General features: G+C 46.4%; 15 protein-coding genes. 8 read left to right on the forward strand and 7 right to left on the reverse strand.

Features of this window, described 5'->3' with window-relative positions; translation table 11 throughout:
- Position 1 precedes the first annotated feature (1 nt).
- The 5 genes from pgl (at position 2) to ABWW54_RS17050 (ending at position 6,815) form a co-directional block, all read left to right on the forward strand.
- Positions 2-742: a 6-phosphogluconolactonase gene (pgl, locus tag ABWW54_RS17030; protein WP_353413997.1), complete on the forward strand. Its 741-nt coding sequence runs from the start codon at positions 2-4 to the stop codon at positions 740-742.
- A 29-nt stretch (positions 743-771) separates the two neighbouring features.
- Complete coding sequence (gene edd, locus ABWW54_RS17035) at positions 772-2,568, forward strand: phosphogluconate dehydratase (RefSeq protein WP_353413998.1); 1,797 nt, start codon at positions 772-774, stop codon at positions 2,566-2,568.
- A gap of 12 nt (positions 2,569-2,580) precedes the next feature.
- Positions 2,581-3,261, forward strand: coding sequence for a bifunctional 4-hydroxy-2-oxoglutarate aldolase/2-dehydro-3-deoxy-phosphogluconate aldolase (eda, locus tag ABWW54_RS17040; RefSeq protein ID WP_353414000.1), 681 nt, complete (start codon positions 2,581-2,583; stop codon positions 3,259-3,261).
- Positions 3,262-3,659: 398 nt separating this feature from the next.
- Positions 3,660-4,628: a DUF2333 family protein gene (locus ABWW54_RS17045; RefSeq protein ID WP_353414002.1), complete on the forward strand. Its 969-nt coding sequence runs from the start codon at positions 3,660-3,662 to the stop codon at positions 4,626-4,628.
- A 219-nt stretch (positions 4,629-4,847) separates the two neighbouring features.
- Positions 4,848-6,815 (forward strand): redoxin domain-containing protein, encoded by a 1,968-nt coding sequence (locus ABWW54_RS17050; protein ID WP_353414003.1) that lies wholly within the window; start codon positions 4,848-4,850, stop codon positions 6,813-6,815.
- A 107-nt stretch (positions 6,816-6,922) separates the two neighbouring features.
- On the opposite strand, the gene ABWW54_RS17055 is transcribed toward ABWW54_RS17050, so the two are convergent.
- From ABWW54_RS17055 to ABWW54_RS17065, 3 genes are all read right to left on the reverse strand, one after another.
- The gene (locus ABWW54_RS17055) at positions 6,923-7,240 is read right to left on the reverse strand and encodes a hypothetical protein (protein ID WP_353414004.1); all 318 of its coding nucleotides are present in this window, start codon (positions 7,238-7,240) and stop codon (positions 6,923-6,925) included.
- 225 nt (positions 7,241-7,465) lie between these two features.
- Positions 7,466-8,431 (reverse strand): aspartyl/asparaginyl beta-hydroxylase domain-containing protein, encoded by a 966-nt coding sequence (locus ABWW54_RS17060; protein WP_353414006.1) that lies wholly within the window; start codon positions 8,429-8,431, stop codon positions 7,466-7,468.
- 206 nt (positions 8,432-8,637) lie between these two features.
- A complete protein-coding gene (locus ABWW54_RS17065) occupies positions 8,638-10,023 on the reverse strand; it encodes a cytochrome P450 (protein ID WP_353414007.1) in 1,386 nt (461 codons plus the stop codon).
- 94 nt (positions 10,024-10,117) lie between these two features.
- Between ABWW54_RS17065 and ABWW54_RS17070 the strand changes: the two genes are divergently transcribed.
- Positions 10,118-10,771, forward strand: a complete 654-nt coding sequence (locus tag ABWW54_RS17070; RefSeq protein WP_353414009.1) for a nitroreductase family protein — start codon at positions 10,118-10,120, stop codon at positions 10,769-10,771.
- A 106-nt stretch (positions 10,772-10,877) separates the two neighbouring features.
- Positions 10,878-11,297, forward strand: a complete 420-nt coding sequence (locus ABWW54_RS17075; protein WP_353414011.1) for a MarR family winged helix-turn-helix transcriptional regulator — start codon at positions 10,878-10,880, stop codon at positions 11,295-11,297.
- Positions 11,298-11,510: 213 nt separating this feature from the next.
- On the opposite strand, the gene ABWW54_RS17080 is transcribed toward ABWW54_RS17075, so the two are convergent.
- The 4 genes from ABWW54_RS17080 to ABWW54_RS17095 are packed head-to-tail and all read right to left on the reverse strand — an operon-like array spanning position 11,511 to position 15,710.
- Positions 11,511-13,289 (reverse strand): carboxyl transferase domain-containing protein, encoded by a 1,779-nt coding sequence (locus ABWW54_RS17080; RefSeq protein ID WP_353414012.1) that lies wholly within the window; start codon positions 13,287-13,289, stop codon positions 11,511-11,513.
- Position 13,290: 1 nt separating this feature from the next.
- Entirely contained in the window at positions 13,291-14,400 is a 1,110-nt protein-coding gene (locus ABWW54_RS17085; RefSeq protein WP_353414013.1) for a PQQ-dependent sugar dehydrogenase, read from the reverse strand.
- A gap of 1 nt (position 14,401) precedes the next feature.
- Positions 14,402-14,839 carry a hypothetical protein gene (locus ABWW54_RS17090; RefSeq protein ID WP_353414014.1) on the reverse strand — a complete coding sequence of 146 codons (438 nt, stop codon included), beginning with the start codon at positions 14,837-14,839 and terminating at the stop codon, positions 14,402-14,404.
- A 7-nt stretch (positions 14,840-14,846) separates the two neighbouring features.
- Complete coding sequence (locus ABWW54_RS17095; protein ID WP_353414015.1) at positions 14,847-15,710, reverse strand: class I SAM-dependent methyltransferase; 864 nt, start codon at positions 15,708-15,710, stop codon at positions 14,847-14,849.
- Between the two features lie 210 nt (positions 15,711-15,920).
- Here ABWW54_RS17095 and ABWW54_RS17100 point away from each other — a divergent pair, with 210 nt between their 5' ends.
- Positions 15,921-18,068 (forward strand): ATP-binding protein, encoded by a 2,148-nt coding sequence (locus ABWW54_RS17100; RefSeq protein WP_353414016.1) that lies wholly within the window; start codon positions 15,921-15,923, stop codon positions 18,066-18,068.
- The last annotated feature ends 2 nt before the right edge of the window (positions 18,069-18,070 follow it).

The following is an 18,070-nucleotide window of genomic DNA, read 5'->3' on the forward strand; positions in this document are numbered from 1 at the left end:
TATGCAGTCATCTGAGCAAGCAAACATTGTATGGAACGAGGGCGTGGATCCTCAAAGCTTAGCGGAAAATCTAGCCGGTGAACTTGTTGTTCAAATTAGTAACGCGATCGACGTGAAGGGTAGAGCTGTTATCGCGCTCTCGGGTGGGTCGACCCCCAAGCCTTTATTCAAAGCATTATCCGAGCACGATATAGAGTGGGATAAAGTTATTATCACCTTGGTCGATGAGCGTTGGGTACCTGAATCGCACGAGTTGTCTAATGCGGCATTCATGAAAAAGCACTTGCTTGATTCATTGCCAACTCAAACGAGATTTGTGCCTTTGTATCAAGAAGCGCAGTCAGTCGAAGCCTCGTTTGACTTGGTCTTGGCCGACTACCAAGCCGCGACCGGCGCTACTGAAGCAGAGCCGGTAACGTCGTTTGATATCGTCATTTTAGGCATGGGCGGCGATGGGCACACCGCGTCGTTTTTTCCTGATGCCGATAATATTGATGAGCTTGTTGCTATAGATGCAAAAGCCCCGTTACTGACTTGCAGCTCGCCGAGCACTCAGGTTGAGCGCATTACTTGGAGCTTACCCACATTACTGAATACCACATTTCTGGCGTTACATTTTACAGGTAGCGGAAAGTTAGACGTGTTTGATGCCGCCGTCTCCGGCGGCGCACTGGAAGAATTACCCATACGAAGTGCTATTTTTCAAACTCGCACTCCTTTGAACGTGTATTACGCCGACTGATCGATCAACGATCGAGGCGGTGAAAGATTATGACAATTAAGCAAATTACCGAAAAAATAATAGAGCGCAGTAAAGAGTCAAGGTCAGAATATCTGGCCATGATCGCTGAAATGCGCGATGCACCACCAGCACCAGACCGTCTTTCATGCAGCAATTGGGCGCATGTGGTGGCAGCCGAATCGGAAGCGGACAAAAAGTCGATTCCGGCTGGCGAAGGTGCGAATATCGGCATTGTGACCGCTTACAATGACATGTTGTCCGCGCACCAGCCGTTTGCTAACTACCCCAACATTATCAAGCTAACGGCGCGATCTAAAGGCGCGACAGCACAAGTGGCTGGAGGCGTTCCCGCCATGTGTGATGGTGTCACTCAAGGTCAGCCTGGAATGGAGTTGAGTTTGTTTAGTCGGGACGTGATTGCGATGGCCACGGCTGTTTCTCTGTCGCATGACGTCTATGATGGCATTTTGTGTCTTGGTGTGTGCGATAAAATTGTACCGGGTTTAGTGATCGGGGCACTCCAGTTTGGTCATTTGCCAGTGATGTTTGTGCCAGCTGGGCCGATGCCATCGGGTATTCCTAATAAAGAAAAAGCGTTAGCCCGTCAAAAGTTCGCTACTGGTGAAATTGATAAAGCTAAATTGTTGGAAACCGAGTCAGCGAGTTACCACAGTGCAGGAACTTGCACCTTCTATGGAACAGCAAATACCAATCAGACGTTAATGGAAGCATTGGGCCTGCAATTAGCCGGCACTTCGTTTGTCAACCCTGGCACGCTATTGCGAACTGAGTTAACCAAAGAGTCGGTGCTTCGTTTGTTGGATCAAACTCAAAAAGGTTCAAGCTATACACCGCTGGCGGAAGTGGTTACAGAAAAATCCATTGTCAATGCCATGGTTATGATGATGGCTACGGGTGGGTCAACAAATTTGACCTTACATTTGATTGCCATGGCCGCCGCAGCGGGCATTCAGATCACCTGGCAGGATATGGATGAGATATCCAGAGTTACGCCACTTCTGGCGCGAGTTTATCCAAATGGGCAAGCGGACGTTAATCATTTCGAACAAGCTGGCGGATTGGCTTTCTTAGTGAATCAATTGCGTACAAAGGGTTTGCTAAATGAAGACGTGAAAAACGTCATGGGCGAGGGCTTAGACGCCTATGGTTGTAAGCCCCAGATCGATGCCGATCGAAATTTGAGCTGGGGTGACCCAGTGACAGAGAACGGTGATGCTGAGATATTGGCCACCGTGGACGCGCCGTTTGCAACAGAAGGAGGGATGCGCTCTGTGACAGGAAACCTCGGAACTGGCGTGGTGAAAATTTCCGCAGTTGAAGAAAAATACCAGGTTATTGAAGCACCGTGCAAAATATTTGAAACACAAGAATCGCTTAAAGTTGCCTTCGATAATGGCGAATTAGAATGTGACCATATCGCGGTAGTACGTTTTCAGGGGCCGGCTGCAAACGGCATGCCGGAATTGCACAAGCTGACACCGTATTTGGGCATTCTTCAAGATCGTGGGTTTAACGTTGCGCTGGTGACTGACGGCAGAATGTCTGGCGCGTCGGGCAAAGTGTTGACGGCAATGCACGTCAGTCCAGAAGCTAAACACGGTGGATTACTTGCCAAACTAGTGGAAGGCGATGTAGTACGTGTGAACTGTAAAACTAATGAGCTTTCGGCACTGGTCAGTGAAGAAGAGCTTGAGAAAAGACCGATGGCGACTCAGCCTGACGTATCAAATACATTGGGACGAGGACTGTTTGCTAATATGCGAGCGGCAGTCGGTGTATCCACCAAAGGCGCCTCGGCGATTTAAGGAGAACGTGCTATGAATCAACAAACGAATATTGAACCTACTGCTTCTAGCTTTGGAGAAGTGAGCATCGGCTCTGCTCCGAATGTAAGCGAGCTGCTGGAAGGGCAAAAAGTGGTCCCTGTTGTGGTGATCGAAGATGAAGCTCAGGCGCTTGGATTAGCGCAAGCACTGATCGACGGTGGAATTAACGTTATTGAAATCACGTTAAGGAATGAGTACGGGGTTAAGGCCATTGAGGTTATTAAAAATAACTTTCCCGAAATGGTGGTGTTGGCTGGAACGGTAAACATCGAAGCTCAAATGGTCGCGGTGGTTAAAGCCGGTGTTGATGGCATCATCAGCCCAGGAATTACCCAAAGTTTATTGGAAACAGCAAAACGTCAGAATATTCCTTATTTACCAGGCGTCGGCACGGCATCGGAAGTCATGTTGGCCATTGAGCACGGTTTAACGGAATGTAAACTCTTTCCCGCGACCGTGGTGGGAGGAATTTCCGCTTTAAAAGCATTTAATGGTCCGTTTTCCAGTATGCGATTTTGCCCGACGGGTGGTGTCAGTGCTGATAATTATCAAGATTTTTTGGCGTTACCGAACGTGATGTGCGTGGGCGGAAGTTGGATAGCGCCAACCAAACTTGTGCGTGAAGGGAATTGGACTGAAATCACGGCCTTGTGTCGAGCGACATTTTCGTAGCTCTTAGTTAGTTAGATCAAACGCTCGCTGTGTTAAAAATACTGGCTACATAGCGTTTGTCATCAGTCTTTCTTATTCTCTGAGAGAAGGCGACCGAAGGGACTTTGGTCGCCATGAGTATTTACTAGGATTTTTTCTCCACGACTTGTAATTTTGTAGACTAAGCTTATATACACACCAAGAATAGTTATGGCGGGCTAAGAAGCTCACTGTATAGGTAGCCTGTACAGCTTGGTGCTATGAAAGATCTTCTTCAATGGGTTTTGCGATTAAATGTCGTTTCAACGTGACAACCACTCACAGGATTTCGTAGGGGCCAGCGGCATAACAGCAAGCAATCATGCGTGAAGCGTTGAACCACGTAACTATCAAATTTAATCGAAATAGCTAGAGGGCTTATGTCAGTCATACGAAATCCATTCATTATCATACTCATGGTGTTATTGGTCTTGATGCTTGCGGTGGCATTTTATTTCGATCACGAACCGGATTTTATGTCGCTTGAGCGAAGTACTGATGTGCAGCAGCCAGTGATTGGTGTAGCAACAACGTCGATGTTAGTTCAAACGGTTGATACCCTATTGAATAAACGCGGCGGCTATTTGAGTAACGACGTGACGCCACCGAGCGTCATGATGGACAACGTGCCAAACTGGGAGTTTGGGGTTCTTCAGCAGGTCCGCGATTTAGCAAAATCACTTCGTAATGATTACAGCCGGTCGCAAACTCAATCAATACCCGATGAAGATCTGGAACTCGCGGAACCAAAATTTAATGTCGACAGCGACGCCTGGATGTTTCCTTCAGCCGAGGGCGAGTATAAAAATGGGGCTGATGCAGTAAGAAAGTACTTAACTAGGTTGCAAGATACCTCCAAGCAAGACGCGCAATTCTATGCGCGCGCAGACAACCTAAATGAGTGGCTTAGCTTGGTAGAAAAACGATTGGGAGCATTGTCTCTCAGATTAAGTCAAGCCCGTCCGCAGGTCCGGGTCAACACTGACCTCGCTGGCGATGCAAACGCACAGCAATCAACGAGTACCGCCAGCGAGATTGTTGCTCGTACATCTTGGTTTGCTATTGATGACAATTTTTATGAAGCGCGCGGCACATCATGGGCTCTTATTCACTACTTACGAGCGGCGGAAATTGATTTTAAACCAGTGCTAGAAGATAAAAACGCAATTCCAACACTGCGTCAAATAATCAGGGAACTTGAGTCGACTCAGCAACCGATCAGCAGCCCGATGATATTAAATGGGAGTGGGATGGGTATGTTCGCAAACCATTCATTGGTGATGAGCTCATACATTTCTAGGGCTAATTCGGGCATCGCGCAACTCAGAAGCTTGCTGGCCGACGGCTAGTAGACGACCGGCAGAAACCTCGCGACTGGTTCTGCCGGAGGTTGATCATTAGATTGACTAAAACCTGATAAATTGAAGGCAAATCGATCGATTTGAATAATTCGGTAGAGAATTCCAAGATTCAGGAAACGAAATCTGATTGATTTTAACGACTTGTCAATCCGACTGTGAGATAGTTTGTCCATCACTATTATTACAAGAGAATGAAGGAGTCGCGTTATGACGCAGCCATCTATCGTCGGCATAAAGGCTGGTTTAGTTTCACTGTTTGCGTTTGTATTGAGTGCGTCTTCTTTCGCCTCTCTCAAAGCCGATAATTTTGTCCTGATTGACCAAAAGGGTGAAGCGCATGAGCTTCACTACAATCACAAGGCGAAAGCGATAGTACTAATCACTCACGGCAATGGATGTCAGGTGGTACGTTCCAATTTGCCTGACTATCAGGCTTTGAGAGCCGATTATTCCGATAAAGGCGTTAAAGTAATGATGCTTAACGCGAACCTACAAGATAGTAGAGAAAGGATTGCAGAAGAAGCTAAAGAGTGGGGGTTTGACTTCCCCATACTCAAAGACGACACACAACTGATAGCTCGATCATTGCACGTCAATCGGACCGCCGAGGTTTTGGTTATTGATCCGCGCACTTGGGAGGTGGTCTATCGAGGCCCAATGAGCGATCGAGTAGACTATGAACGACAAAAAGAGAAGGCGGATAAAACGTACGTCAGAGACACCTTAGATCAACTGATCGCAGGTAAGAGTGTGGAGTTTTCTAAAGTTGCTTCACCGGGTTGTCTCATTAACATTCAAGATTCAAATGATAAGCCAATAAGTTATTCAGAAAGCATCGTTCCAATTTTGCAAGACAACTGCATGGCCTGCCACGTAGAAGGTGGAATTGCTCCGTGGGCCATGAGCGAATACGCCATGGTTAAAGGATTTTCCCCCATGATTCGCGAAGTATTGCGTACCAAGAGAATGCCACCTTGGCATGCTGATCCGAATTTGGGGCATTGGGAAAATGACGTTGGATTGAGTAATGAGGACAAGATCACTTTGATCAACTGGATCGAGGCTGGATCACCAAGGGGAGAGGGTGAAGACCCATTGGCGTCTATGAAGCTCGAGCCCAGTCAATGGCCATTTGGTGAGCCAGATCTAGTGATCGACATACCGGCTTTCGAAATACCGGCTAACGGCATCGTGGACTATCAGTTCCCGATCGTGAAGAATCCTTTAGATAAAGGCGTTTGGGTTGAAGCTGCTGCGATTATTCCTGGAGACCCTAAGGCCGTACACCACATTTTGGCGGGATCTTCGGTAAAGGAACCGATCACTCAACGTTTGGATAACATTTTTGAAAATATCATTTTGACGTACGCTCCTGGAAACGAAGCGTCTAGAATGCCTGATACCACTGGTGTCTATGTTGCTCCGGGCGGGGTGTACCAATTTCAAATGCACTACACGCCTTACGGTAAAAAGACGGTGGATACCAGTAAGCTTGGATTGTATTTTGCTAAGCAACCGCCAAAACACTTCTATCGTGAGCATGTTATCGCAAACATGGGGATCAGAATTCCAGCGAACGCTGCCGCTCATGAAGAGAAAGCGTATTTTCAGTTTCCTAGAGAGGCTGAGATTTTTGCGTTTTTCCCTCATGCTCATTATCGAGGTAAAAGCTCGTTATTTGAATTGATTTACCCGGACGGTAAAAAGGAAACGTTACTCAGTGTTCCAAACTACGACTTCAATTGGCAGCGTACCTACCGTATGGCAGAGCCTAAGCGTGTGCCGGCGGGGACCATCATGATGCATCGTACCGTGTACGATAATTCGAGTAACAATCGAGGAAACCCTGAACCCAATGCCGATGTGTATTGGGGGCTGCAATCAGAAGAGGAAATGCTTTACGGTTCTTTTGGATATCGTTGGTTGGATGAGACGTCAGATAAGCCTAATCATAATCCAGGGTTGATGGAGTTATCTCAGGCCATGGGCTTTATGGATCAGAATGTCGATGGAAAAGTGGCGTTTGATGAACTGATCCCGAGAATGAAGAAGCAAGTTGGAGAGAGTTTCTCCAAGTTTGATATTAATGCCGATGGCGGTTTAAACATCAGAGAGCTAGGTGAGCTATTTAAGGCCATGAATGCGCGACGTCAAAAGGGCTCTGAGCAAAGCTAGAGGCCGAATGATCAGCTGGTCAAGACACCTGATCATTGAGCGTTTTAATAAAAAAGGGCCGGTTCGGCCCTTTTTTATGGTCATGAGTGAACCTTCGTCTCCACTGATCAATGGATGGTGTCACCCTCAAGATAATTCAGTTTTTCAGCCAAAATATTCAGAGCTGTTTTTAACGATGGCGAAGAGACTATTCGTTGCAGTTCGACTTTTAATTCGTGGTATATATCCAACAGTTCCCTTGATGATGTGAACTTGGAATGTTGGCTCAATTGAACCATGATGGACTCACAGCGCATGTCAAAGACAGTGCCGTCGTCATTGAAAGCCAGCAATGCGTATTTAGAAATCAAGTTTCTACAACGTGCGTTGAACCAGCTGGTTGGTATATCCGATGTCCGGATCCGTAATTTTTTTTGGTGGGACATTGAAGTACAGTTCTCTCCAGTCTGTGCTGCATGACGCCTATTTTATTAATGGCAGCATTAAAGCAAATGGAGAGTTGAGGTGCCACAGCTTGAAGTGCGAAAAATGACATTTTAGTGACACTTTTCTTGCACTTTTGTCAAGCAAAATTGATTTGTAAGACAAATGTAAGTTTGGTTTGGATCTATTAACCACTTTGCCTAGATTGGGGCGGCCATCACTTTGTGCTAAAAAAGCCAGAAAAAGAACTTCAATATAAGCCAAATCAAACCACCAATTAGCAAAATTAGACTGCCGTTGACGAGGTACTTGAGAGCTTTATAGGCGACCAAATTGGTTTCTTTTAAGCGTTTACCTTTTTCTAAAAGTGGGACTAATGTGCTGAAAGTGCGATTAGCAAAGCCTCGTTTATCTTCATCGGTATTGGGTACAACCGTGGCCTTCATTAACCATTTGTACGGCGCATTTAATAGCTTACCTAACGGAGACATAGGACGTTCGATATCACACATTAGAATCACTCTTAACTTGTCTGAGTCGTTATGAGCGAAATGTAGGTAGGTCACATCGAACAGCAGGGGTTCTCCGTCACGCCAAGAATACGTATTGTCGTCGACGCTGATGTAGCATTTATCGTCATTTGGCGTGGCCAGCCCAAGGTGATAACGAAGAGAACAAGCCACTGGATCAAGGTGCCTGGTAAGTTGGCCGCCGGGGGGCAATATTGAAAACATGGCGCCGTTGACAGCAGGTACCTTACTTAATATTTCAATGGTTTTTGGGCAGGTCCGCTTTGCTGACTCGTGAGTGTAGCCGTACCAATTAAGGTAAAACTTGGTCCAGCCATACTTATAAAAGGTTCTAAACCCAATATCATAAAAAGACGCAGACTCTTTGTCACCGATGCTATCAAAGCCGCCATCAGCATTTAATGCGAGTGCCTCATCGCGAATTATTTCCCAATTTTCTTGGAGTTCAGACAATTCTGGGAAATCGTCGATGTTCATTATTGCGGGTCGAGCCTTAGGTTTCGTAAAAAGATAGAGCAAGCAGTTAAATGGGGTGAAAAGCGGCCAGCCTTTGCGGATGTACTCTCCAAAACCATCCCAGCGAGCCTGCCCACGAAGCGCGTAGGCATAAGCCATGGAACCCATGCAAAACAGAATGATGGCGGTCATAAATAAAGTGCTCATGCTACAGTCACCTCAGAAAGCCCTAAGACAGGCAAATAATAAGCAATATTCGAATAGTCGCGACTATAGCGTAAATGCGCCTTAAGCCACAGTGTTCTAGTAGGATTAGGCGCCTATTTGGCTCGACTTTCACTTAAGTAGTGCGGTAACTTCGCGCTAAATATTTTTCTTTTACTGCTTGGTAAAGGCTTTTGTGTGGCCAATCATTAACGTGACAAGGCGGTAATCTTGATAGGAAGTCCATCCTTGGGCAAGGGCATCGGAAGGTGGTTAAACCTATTTTTTCTGCCCGCTGCGGTTTCTATTTTGTAGTTCCGTAGTAGGTGGAATAATAAGATTTTAGTTTGTATTTCCGCGAAGTTTATTCCCAAGCATTTGTGTGCTCCGCCTCCAAATGGCAAAAATTGAAACATGTCCTTTTTGTGCTCAGCTCTCGCTGCTGAGAATCGATCCGGGTCGAACTTAAACGGGTCTGTCCAATAATCCGGATGATGATGCAGGAGATGGATGTTTACATTGGTTTGGGTGTTACTCGGGATCCGGAACCCGCCGTATTCAAACTCAGAGATACAACGACGAAGAACCACAAATATGGGAGGGTAGCGTCGTAGCGCCTCATTAAAAAATTGGTCCGTCAGAGGTAGCTTATTGAACTCCTCTAGCGTGAGCGCATCACCGGATAGCTGGAGAAGCTCCTCTCTTAATGTTTCCTGCCATTCTGGCTGCTCGCAGAGCATGGCCGCGATTGTGCTGATTGTGCTGGTGGTCGTGTCGTGGGCTGCAAACAGTAATAGTACCGTATGATCTATGACTTCCTCTAAGTTCATTTCACTCTCTGGGTCTTGAGAGAGTTTGAGTAAGGTTGTGAAAAAATCAGACTTGTCGCTGCTTAAGCGGGATTCAATTTGTTTTTCTAACCAAGCTCTTAGGAAACGTGTCCCATTCCGACCTTGATACCAAGATGTCCCAGGTATTTCCCATCTGACGAGGCTGACAGTAGCATTAAGTAGTGCAACGAAATTTTTGTTAAGCGCGTCTGACTCTTTACCTAGTTCTGCCCCCATAAACAATGATGCGGCATTATCTAATAATAAGGATTTCAATTTGTGTTGAAACTTAAATGAATCCTGTTTAGGCCAGGACTCAATTCCGCGCTTTAGTTGTTGGTTAAGTTGCTCGGCATAGTGCGCTAGCACTGGCCGTTTGAACGCCTGCTGCAATACGCGTCGATGAACACGATGATCTGAAAAGTCGCGCAATAATATGCCTGTTCTGAGCAGTCCAGCAACTCGTGCCCAGCCCAATTCACTTGAGAAATTTTTATCCTTATTAAGCAGCATCATTCGTGCAGCATCCACATCTGCAAAATTCACAGAAGTCGATCCGAAGCCATTTACCTTGAAAACAGGACCGTGTTTTTTAAACTCAGTTTGCATAAAGGCGGGTGCATCTTTAATAATGTCAAAAGAACAGCCAATGAGTGGCAGGCCATTAGGGCCTGGTATGTGGTCCAATTTTTCATTGGGACGGCGTGACAATTTGCGCATTGCTTCCAATGCTGGATCGTTTGGTGGAGTTTGAGTTTGCATCATATTTTGAACATTAATAGAACAAAGTGTCAATTATGTTGTTGATTAAGAATAACAAATAAAAACGTTAATGCATTGACGTGTGCATCGGGAAAACATGCAAAAACCATTAAATTTTAAAGAACTGTCTCCGGAAGAAATGCTGGCGGCATCGAGCGAATTTCAACAAGCGATCAGCCGAAGACGCAGTGTGCGGAGCTTCTCTGACCGACCTGTTGATCGAACAATAATTGAAAATGCCATTTGCTCCGCGGGCTCTGCGCCAAGCGGGGCCAATAAGCAACCTTGGCATTTTGCGGTGGTTGAGAGTATTGAAACCAAGCAACTGATCCGTAAGGCGGCGGAGGCAGAGGAGCATGATTTTTATAATGGACGCGCTCCCAAGGCGTGGCTGGATGATCTGAAGGTGTTTGAAACAGACGAAAATAAGCCTTTTTTAGAAATAGCGCCGTATCTTATTGCCGTATTTTTACAACGCAATACCATTGATGATGAGGGCACTAAACATAAGAACTATTACATGCCTGAGTCAGTTGGCATTGCCACGGGGATGCTTATTACGGCTCTTCATATGTCAGGATTAGCCACATTAACCCACACACCAAGTCCCATGAAGTTTCTGAATGAAATTTTGGGCCGGCCCAGCAATGAGAAGCCGTTTATGTTGATTGTCGCAGGCTATCCAACGGAGGGAGTGACGGTGCCCGACATTGAGCGCAAGCCATTCGATGAAATAGCGAGCTTCTTTTGAGTTATGGACTAAGTTTGGCGGCTTAAGCACTTTTTGCATAATTTGTTTTGACAAAGCTATTATCTTGACTAATACTTGATTGATCAAGTAATAGTGAGTTGAAATTATGAATTTGCATTTAGAAGTTTTTACGAAGTTGAGCTCAGTTTATAGCCATTTGAATAAGAAATTGGATCGATATTTGGGGGCGATGCATGGCTTAGGTGTCAGTGAATTTAGAGTATTGAGTGAACTGAATTCGGTACCCAACGCGACGATGAGCCGGATCGAACTAGCCGAACGTTTGTCTTTGACTGCATCAGGCGTAACACGGTTGGTTAACCCCATGGAAAAAATTGGTTTGGTCGAAAAGATGGCGAATGACAGAGATGCTCGTGTGAGTTTGGTGGTCCTTGGGGATACGGGCAGAACTAGGTTGCAAGAAGCCGTCGAGGGCGTGAATCATGTCATGAGATCCAGCCTTGAGCAGCTTAGTTCTGATGAGATGAATGTACTAAAATCAATTTTGAGTAAGCTACCTAGTTAGACGGTGATTCGAGGCATAAGTTGCCTGAGGACTTACATTGGCTACGTTAGGTTTACCAGACTTGTCCAGTGAGTTTGATAATCAAGGAATCTAAACAAACGGCGGCGTTCAGGGATTAGCCGCCGCTTGTGTAGTGTCGATGCTCAGTTGAGCACCTGATCTAAGGTTAGACGTTTGGCCGAGATTACGCATCCCCCCTTAGGGGGAAATTCCCTAGTGATTAGACTGCCTTTTAAGAACCCGTGAGAGTGTTGACCGCGTGTCTGTAGGGGCTATGACGGCGTCAAGCTCTAGCACACTGGCGACTTCAATCGCTTGCCCTTTGCTGTACTGCTCATCCAGTAGCTTATCGAATAATTCGTTTCTGGACTCCTCGCAGGGTTGAGCTTCGAGTTCCTTCTTGAATCCAAGCGTCACGGCCCCTTCCAGCCCCATTGGGCCAAACTCACCGGTTGGCCAAGCTAATGTGTAGAGAGGGGCTTTGGTGCTTCCACCCAACATCGCTTGGGCGCCAAGGCCATAGCACTTACGCAATACCACCGCGTAAAATGGAACCGTTAATTGAGCACCAACTTTGAACAGTTCGGCAAGGCGGCGCACCGCGGCTTGCTCTTCATGTTCCGGTCCAACCATAAATCCCGGGGTGTCGCAAAACGAGACGATTGGAAGTTTGAAATCGTTGCACAATTGCATAAAACGAGACGCCTTTTGACCAGCATCAGTATCGATGGCGCCGCCTAAATGACGGCAGTCATTGGCTAGAACACCGATGCTCCGGCCTTCAATTCTCATGAACATCGTGATGATCGACTTACCGTAATCAGCTTGCAGTTCGACCAGAGAGTCAAGGTCAGCGATGGTCGACAATATGCTGCGAACGTCGTAGGTAACGCGGCGGCTTTCGGGCATAACAGATTGCAAAAGGTCCTGAGCAGGCGCCCGCCAGCTTTCGATAAACTTCTTTGTCACCAGCGATAAGGTCTTTCTAGCAAGGCGGCAGGCGTCAGCTTCATCTTCAGCAACAATGTCAACGACGCCATTGGTTGATTGAGTGTCGATCGGGCCTATGTCTGTGGCTTTAAACGTCCCGAGGCCTCCCCCAGCTATCATGGCAGGTCCTGCCATGCCTATCCAGGCCCGTTTAGTGGCGATGGTAATATCGCCAGCACCGAAAAGTGCCGCGTTGCCTGCGAAATTGTATCCGTTGGCAATGGTAATTCTAGGTACCTGACCGCTTAAACCGGCCCAAGTCGCAAAGGTTGTGCATTGAAGGCCCGAATTAATCGTTGTTACGTCGGTATCACCGGGGCGTCCTCCTCCTCCTTCGGTAAACATAATGACGGGTAAAGATTGCTTACCAGCCACGTCAAGCATTCGGTCAATTTTCTGATGGTGAAAATAGCCTTGAGTTCCTGCTAGAACGCTGTAGTCATTGATGATCAACGCAGTCGATATACCATCAACAGCGGCCACTCCAGTAATAACGCCGTCGGCCGCGGTGGTGGTTTTGAGGGTTTCATAATCTTGCCTTTGACGTTGTGCTGCCACCGCAAGCTGCCCGTACTCCTGAAATCCATCGGTGTCACAAAGATTAGCCAAGTTTTCTCTGGCCGTTGCGTAGTCTTTTGTATGGCGCTTTTGAACTTCCTTGGAACGCGCTGGATCCAATGATAGCGCCTGACGTTGCTTCCACGTTTCGATCGCTGGGTGTGGCAAAGACTCTGTCCTCTGACTGCCCTGAGTAGGGGTGGGTTGGTCAGAGTTTTGGGGATCAATTAGGACCAAAAGTACGTCATTTCGATTGACTGCGTCGGCTTTCTTGAGGTTTAGTTCATTTACCGTGCCAGAAGTTTCGGCTTCAATTCTTACATGAACCTTCATCGATTCTAAGATGAGCAACAAATCCCCTTTATCTACGAACTGTCCGTTTTTTACACTGACTTCTTCGACGACCCCGCTTAATGGAGAGCGGTGCGCTTTGGATGCCGTCATGCTAGTTCTCAACAATTTTTATAAGCTTGGCGTTGCCGCCATCGGTTAGTACATACAAGGAGCCATCAGGCGCACTGACGATATCTCGCAGCCTTTCGTTTAACTTGCTGTACACGATTCCTCGATCGATGAGGTTGTCTCCTGAAATATCCAGCTTGCGAATTGAGCCCTCGGCTAACGATGTCACGTAGAGCGCCCCATCGTGAACGGTCATACCGCTTGGGGCTATTGATGGGGTCCAGTTCACGTCGGGTGATCTCATGCCCTCGTATTCTGTAAATGGTGAAATTCTCGCACCCGAGTAGTCGATACCAAAGGTCGCTACGGGCCAACCATAGTTAGTGCCTGCGGCAATTTTGTTAACTTCATCGCCGCCTTTCGGTCCGTGTTCGTGTTCATAAATAACACCCTTGTAGGTCAAGAGCGCCTGTTGGTTTCGGTGGCCGTGAGTGTAAATTTCGCTGAGCGCGCCTTTTACACCAACGTAAGGATTGTCATCTGGAGTACTGCCATCTGTGTTAACTCGTATGATTTTCCCAAAGTGGTTATCCAGAGTTTGCGCTTGCTCTCTGTAATTGTATCCGTCCCCCACGGTCATCAGTAGAGTTCCATCGTCAAGCTGGGCTATTCGGCCTCCGTGATGGTGGGCTGTGCTCTTAGTTGGGGAAGCTGTAAACAGGACTGTTACATTTTCGAGCTTATAGTGAGTCTCTGTGGCGGACAGTTTAGCCGACACTAAGCGGGTCGCATTGCTCCGTCTCTTTCCGTGCGCAAAGCTCAGATAAATAGTTTGGTTCTTGGCAAAGTCTTTGTCGAGTAATACATCGAGTAAGCCTCCTTGCCCAGCGAAGTAAACGTCTGGTACGCCGCTGACGGTTTTACTCCCGATTTTACCATCGGTGATGACTTTTAGTTGCCCATTGCGTTGAGAGACCAAAATATCGCGATTTGGTAAAAACACCATGGTCCATGGATCTTTAAAGCCAGACGCAATGGTTTTTAACGAATAATCACGCTCCTCAGCATGGCTTACAGAGCTCAAGCATAAGATCAAACTGACGATCGCTAGACGATAGTGTATTGAATGCGTTAGAAAAGATCGAAATATCATATTAAGGTACCTTGGGCACGATCAGCCGAGTAAAAATAAATCCTCCTAGTGCTCCGGACAGCGCAATTAACATCATGCCCGATAAAGAACGAGCTCCTGCCACTGGCATCAAATTCATTACGAATGACATTAAGTAAAGCGTACAGACTATAGAGGTGGCGCCAGCTAGAGTGAACCAAAACACACGTTGGCCGCCTATGCGTTGATGACAAAATGAAGCTATTAAAAAGCCCACTAAAAAGCAGGCACACATAACAGGAAAGAGGATTTCCAAAATTTTGAAGTCTTGGAGTGTCATGATTAGGCGCTGTTCGACGTCGATTCTTGCTCCGACTTTTATTAAGCCTATCATTACCTGTTGGCTCGACACCACGGAAGAAAGAACAGAGGCCACGAGTGCGGCGACAATCCATGCCGCCGCCTTTTTAAAAAGGGCCATTCTTGTACTAGGCGCTTGGTTTTTTAAATAGTAGAGTCATGCGATTTGATTCGCCTATCTCTTCCATCTTGGCTTTCTTTTCAGCATCATCCTTTGAACCACTCAATGAAGGAGGAAGTCTCCAGACAAAGTCACCTTCATTCGCCGTGTCTTTTGGGTTCGAATTGATGTCACTTTCACCGACGAACTCAAATCCATTGGCCTTAAATGTGGCGATCAGAGCGCTTTTCTTGAGATAGCCATTGCTGCCATTAGCCCAGTCGTCTGGTCGGTCTTCTAAGGCTTCATGTTGTACTACGCCAACGATGCCACCGGGTTTTAGAACGGCGTAAGTTTCTTGCATGGCGTTGGTGAGGTACCCGCCTTTTTCTTCAAAGCGTGATAAGTTATGAAGCGCTCGGATGAACAATACAGCGTCCGCTGTTTCGCTCATTTCTTCAGGCATATCATTAAATTGAAAGGCCGATACAGAAGCGTCGCTATCAACTCTCCAGTCGTTTGCTTGATCTGTCCAAGTTGATACCCATGTTTTCTTCGCTTCGATGCGTTCAGGCGTCATGAAGCTGAAGTTACTCCACATATCCATCGCGTAGTCGACGCCAATTAACTGGCCCTCTGTGCCTAAAACAGGCAGTAAAATTTTCGAGTACCATCCTCCACCTGGGAGTGCTTCTACCACCGTCATGCCTTCAGTGATTCCAAAAAAATCGAGGGTTTCCTTTGGGTGGCGAAACTCATATCGCGCTTGAACGTCATCAGGTTGAGCGGCCAAAACGTCGTCGATATTGCTCGCTTGTGCTGACGAGAGTGCGAGCAGGCCTAGGCCGACAGCAGAAGCTTGTGATAAGCGCTTAAGTGTGTGTGTAAACATGGTTGGGGTCTCCAAAATGTAATTATTCTTGATTTGATTGTGATTGATAACTTAAGACACGGCAAGTGACGTTAATGTTGCACGTTATTGTACACAATGACAATTCAAATTCGTTCACAGCATGATGTCATTAATTTGTCATTTTTCAAACGTACATTACCGCCATGGGCTGGGGTGATTGACTTCACTTTAGTAATTACTGGGTAATAAATGTTTAACTCTCTATTTGGAAAATACCGCTTTTTGGTGGTATCAATCGCCTTCTTTCTAGTGTTTGATTTAGGGGTTCTAGTCCTAAACTTTTACACTTCTGGGAAAATCGCAGAACAAGCTGAACGCATTAACTTAGCGGGTCGTCAGCGAACCTTGACACAGCAAATGTCAAAAGCAACGCTATACATTAAGGCGCAAAAACTACAGCAATGGGTTTATCAGTCAGGACTTGATGAGCTACGTGAGCATTTCAATACTTTTGGGAAGACGCTCGACGTTTTTAATGATGGTGGAACACTTGAGTCTGCTGACACCGGTAGGCCGATTCACTTTGATGCGGTGAGCTCAGATGACGGTAGAGCCATCTTGTTGAAGGCAAACCTGCTTTGGGAGCAGTTTGAGGCGGCGATTAATCCCCTGATGGTTGATACTCTGATTACCGATGACGAAATTCGACCTGCGTCGCTATTTATTGCGAACAATAACGAGCAGATGTTTCGCCATATGGATGAACTCACTCAGTATTTTGCCGATAGCGCGGAGCGGCAAACCTCGTTGTTGCGGCAAGCGCAAGTGATTGGTATTTCTTTAGCAACAGTCAATTTTTTTATCATCTTGTTTCACTTTCTTGGTCAGCTGCGTGGCCGAGATAAAGAGATACAGATAAAGCAACATGAATCTGATCAAATCCTCGGCACCATTAGTGAAGCGGTATTTCTTTTGGATGAAAATCTCGTCATGAGTGGGCAACACTCTAAGCAGTTAGAGGAAATATTTGCGACAGAACGTGTAGCTGGACGGCGTTTTGATCGCTTCTTGGTCCGCTACTTTTCTAAAAATACAGTAGAGACCGCATTGAATTTCGTGCAACTTTTTCACCGCAAACATATCGATCCTGAGTTAATTGCTGACGTTAACCCACTGAAACGTGTTGAGGCAGCCATCAGCTTGGAAAGTGGGGAAACGGTCAAGAAGTACTTGGACTTTTCATTTGCGAAGCTGGATCAAGGTGATGGCCAAACGAGCATATTGGTGTCGGTTAAAGACGTGACAGCCTCCATACTATTGGAAGCTCAGGATCAAGAAAACGCAAACGAACTGGAACAGCAAATGGGGTTGTTAACGCAAATTTTGCCGATGCCTGCGCAAGACCTTGAGGCATTCGTAGAGGAAAGCGCGGCGGGTTATGATCGGATCAATGCCTTGCTTAAAGATTCTAAGTACGTAAAAGACAACTACGAAAAAATACTCAGCCGCATTGCCAGAGAAACACATAAGCTTAAAGGGAATGCGCTGGCGCTCAATTTCGAGTGGGTAGCGGACAAACATCACCTTTTTGAGGAAACCATAGATCGCCTGAAGGTTAAGTCTCGGCGCGCAGACTTGAATGGGCAGGACCTTTTGCCGTTGACGATGCAGTTAAAGGCTCACTATGATGACTTAGAAATGGTCAGCGAACTTCGTGAGAAACTGGCCAGCTATGGGGGCGATCGTCGGTTAGCAAAAATTGCCTCAGGTGACGAGAGCATTTCCTCAATTGGACGGGTTGAGGAGAACAGTAAGTGGTATGCATTAAGCGATTTTGTTAAACGGTCTGCTGAATCTCAGGGGCTAGCCGTTGATTTAATGTTAAGAGGTTTTACTAAACCCGTTGCCCCTCAGCTAAATGAAATACTTTATCCAGTGGCGGTCCAATTGGTTCGAAATTCGATTGCCCATGGCATTGAGAGCAAAGCGACTAGAGAAAATCTTAAGAAGCCTAATCACGGACGAATCTCTGTTTCTCTAAGTAATGATAAGCGCGGAAACTATCGATTCCTGTTTGAGGACGATGGGCGTGGTTTTGATTTTGATGGCATTCGTGCTGAGTTGGTGAGTAAGTCAGTGTTGACCAAAAAGCAAGCGAAAACACTCGGTAAGACTGCGTTGATTCGATGCGCGTTTAAAGATGCTATCTCAACCAGCAAAGAAACAGATCAACTTTCTGGTCGAGGAGTCGGTTTGCCATTGGTGTGGCAGCAAGTTAAACAATTGGAAGGTAACTTAAAGATTCGTTCTGTTGAGAACGAGTTCACTCAATTTATTATCGACTTTACCTTAAGTGACTATGGCGATGACCCTGTGGTCACTCAAAAGGCCAGCTAGCA

The sequence above is a fragment of the Arenicella sp. 4NH20-0111 genome, from assembly GCF_040366405.1.
Taxonomy (GTDB): Bacteria; Pseudomonadota; Gammaproteobacteria; order Arenicellales; family Arenicellaceae; genus Arenicella.

Coding starts and splice junctions, on each gene's coding strand:
- pgl (WP_353413997.1), top strand. CDS start 2: ATGCAGTCATCTGAGCAAGCAAACATTGTATGGAACGAGGGCGTGGAT.
- edd (WP_353413998.1), top strand. CDS start 772: ATGACAATTAAGCAAATTACCGAAAAAATAATAGAGCGCAGTAAAGAG.
- eda (WP_353414000.1), top strand. CDS start 2,581: ATGAATCAACAAACGAATATTGAACCTACTGCTTCTAGCTTTGGAGAA.
- ABWW54_RS17045 (WP_353414002.1), top strand. CDS start 3,660: ATGTCAGTCATACGAAATCCATTCATTATCATACTCATGGTGTTATTG.
- ABWW54_RS17050 (WP_353414003.1), top strand. CDS start 4,848: ATGACGCAGCCATCTATCGTCGGCATAAAGGCTGGTTTAGTTTCACTG.
- ABWW54_RS17055 (WP_353414004.1), bottom strand. CDS start 7,240: ATGTCCCACCAAAAAAAATTACGGATCCGGACATCGGATATACCAACC.
- ABWW54_RS17060 (WP_353414006.1), bottom strand. CDS start 8,431: ATGAGCACTTTATTTATGACCGCCATCATTCTGTTTTGCATGGGTTCC.
- ABWW54_RS17065 (WP_353414007.1), bottom strand. CDS start 10,023: ATGATGCAAACTCAAACTCCACCAAACGATCCAGCATTGGAAGCAATG.
- ABWW54_RS17070 (WP_353414009.1), top strand. CDS start 10,118: ATGCAAAAACCATTAAATTTTAAAGAACTGTCTCCGGAAGAAATGCTG.
- ABWW54_RS17075 (WP_353414011.1), top strand. CDS start 10,878: ATGAATTTGCATTTAGAAGTTTTTACGAAGTTGAGCTCAGTTTATAGC.
- ABWW54_RS17080 (WP_353414012.1), bottom strand. CDS start 13,289: ATGACGGCATCCAAAGCGCACCGCTCTCCATTAAGCGGGGTCGTCGAA.
- ABWW54_RS17085 (WP_353414013.1), bottom strand. CDS start 14,400: ATGATATTTCGATCTTTTCTAACGCATTCAATACACTATCGTCTAGCG.
- ABWW54_RS17090 (WP_353414014.1), bottom strand. CDS start 14,839: ATGGCCCTTTTTAAAAAGGCGGCGGCATGGATTGTCGCCGCACTCGTG.
- ABWW54_RS17095 (WP_353414015.1), bottom strand. CDS start 15,710: ATGTTTACACACACACTTAAGCGCTTATCACAAGCTTCTGCTGTCGGC.
- ABWW54_RS17100 (WP_353414016.1), top strand. CDS start 15,921: ATGTTTAACTCTCTATTTGGAAAATACCGCTTTTTGGTGGTATCAATC.